The organism is Streptomyces sp. NPDC055078 (assembly GCF_053607985.1).
The window spans coordinates 1-2,149 of record NZ_JBSGUP010000975.1 but is presented as its reverse complement, the minus strand read 5'-3'; the positions used below and the strand labels follow the sequence as shown (position 1 = coordinate 2,149).

Below are 2,149 nucleotides of genomic sequence, written 5' to 3'. Positions count from 1 at the left end.
GCGCACAGTGGTCGAGGGCCTGCAGCACGCCGAAGGCGTCTGCTGGTCCCCAGCGGAACAGCAGCTCTACGCGGGCGGCGAGGGCGGACAGCTCTACCGCTTCAGACTTGAGGGCGGAACCTTCGAGACAGTCCGCACCGTGCCCGGCGCTTCCATGCTGGGCCTCGCACTCGATGGCGCGGGCGCCGTGTATGCCTGCGACATCGGCAACGGCTGCATCCAGCAGATCGCGCCCGACGGCAATGTCAGGCAGTACGGCGCGGCGATCGGCTACCCCAACTACCCCGTCTTCGACAAGGACGGTCGGCTGTGGGTCTCGGACTCCGGGAGCTGGGGCAAGGCGACCGGAGGGATCGTGCGGATCGATCCTGACGGGACCACCGAGCGAGTACTCGACGGATTGCACTTCGCCAACGGCCTCGCGCTGCACGGTGACTGGCTGTACATCGTCGAGTCGACCTGGCCGCGAATCGTGCGGGTCCCGCTCTCCGGTGGCGCGCCGGAGCCAGTCGTCGTCCTCGACCGGGTCGTGCCGGACGGCCTCGCGTTCGACGCCGAAGGCGGCCTGTGGATCGGCTGCTGGCAGCCCAATCGGGTGTACCGCCTCGCTCCGGACGGCACACTCGACATCGTCGTCGACGACTGGTCGGGGGTGTACGCGCCGACTCCGACGAACCTGGCGTTCGCCGGTCCCGATCTCGATGTCCTCGCGCTCGCGTCGCTCGGCACGCTCGTGGTGACCGCCTGCGACCCCGGGGTCCGCGGGGCACCACTGCACCTGCCGGCCGGTCTGAGCTGAACCCGAGTTCGACCCTGGCCACACATGCCAACGGCTGCCGTACGGACGTGGCCGACCATGAGAGAAGTGAGGGACCCGGTGAACGGTGAGACTGACGACGTCCTGGTGATTGGCGCGGGATTCGCGGGGCTGACGGCGGCGCGCGATCTCGCGAAGAGCGGCAAACGAGTCCGGATTGTCGAGGCGCGGGACCGCATTGGCGGCCGCGCCTGGTACCGGCCTTTCGCCAACACCGGCTTCTCCATCGAGCTGGGGGGCAACTGGGTCGACCCGCACGGCAACGTGGCGCTCATGGCGGAGGTCGAGCGCTATGGTGTAGTGCTCGCCGAGAGCCCGCAGGCCGAGCACCATGTCTCGCTGATCGATGGTGTGCTCAGCCAGGCCGCCTGTCCGATCACCGGCGATGACGAACGTGACCTCCGACGGGTGGCCGAGGAGGTCCTCACGCAGGTCCGGCGAATCGACCCGGAGCTTCCTCTGGACCAGCAGGATGTCACCGACCTGGACGTCCCTCTTGACGCGTATCTTGACGGCTTCGGGTTGTCCGCGCCGCTCCGGGAACTCATGGGCGCGTGGATCCGCGAGAACACCGGCTGCCATGAGTCTCAGATCTCCGCCCTGCACCTGATGTCGTGGATCCCGAACCTGAACGATGACGTCCTGGCGCTCGGTCACACACCGTCGCACCGTTTCGCTGCGGGCACGATTGACCTCCTGCAGCGGATGCTGGACGACTCCGGTGCCGAGCTGCTTCTTTCGACGCCAGTGGCCGCGGTGTCTCAGTCGGGCGGGCACGTCGAAGTCCGGACGCAGGACGGTGAGGTGCTTCGCGCGCGCGGTGCCGTGATCGCTCTGCCGCTGAACTGCCTGAACGATGTCACCTTCGAACCGGCACTGTCGCCGGAGAAGGCCGCCGGTGCCGCAATCGGCCAGTCCGGCGCTGCCAAGAAGCTGTGGGCGCTCGTCACTGACGTGCCACCGAAGATCCTCGGGGTCGGCGGGCACGACGCACCGATCGATGTCTTCTTCACGGACTTCCCCGCCGACGAGACCGGCCTCGGCGGCGACCTCGTCGTCGGCTTCTCGACACAGGAGCGTCCGCTGGACATGGACGACCGTGACGACGTGGAGGCGGCGTTCCGTCGATACCTTCCCGGAGCTCATGTCCTGCAAGTCGATGGCCACGACTGGCTGGCCGACCCCTACGCCAAGGGGACCTGGTGTGCGGCGCCCGCCGGCCTGCTGTCGAAGTACGCCTCCGCCCTGGCGGCCACCGAAGGCCGTCTCGTGTTCGCTGGGTCGGACATCGCCCACGCGTTCCGCGGCTGGATGGAAGGCGCGGTGGCAAGT

General features: G+C 68.3%; 2 protein-coding genes. Both read left to right on the top strand.

The annotated features are described in order from the left end of the window. The coding region (locus ACWF94_RS39300; RefSeq protein ID WP_453499900.1) for an SMP-30/gluconolactonase/LRE family protein at positions 1 to 799 on the top strand (799 nt) is incomplete at its 5' end. Positions 800 to 877: 78 nt separating this feature from the next. Continuing rightward, a partial coding sequence (locus ACWF94_RS39295; RefSeq protein WP_453499898.1) for a flavin monoamine oxidase family protein occupies positions 878 to 2,149 on the top strand: 1,272 nt, incomplete at its 3' end.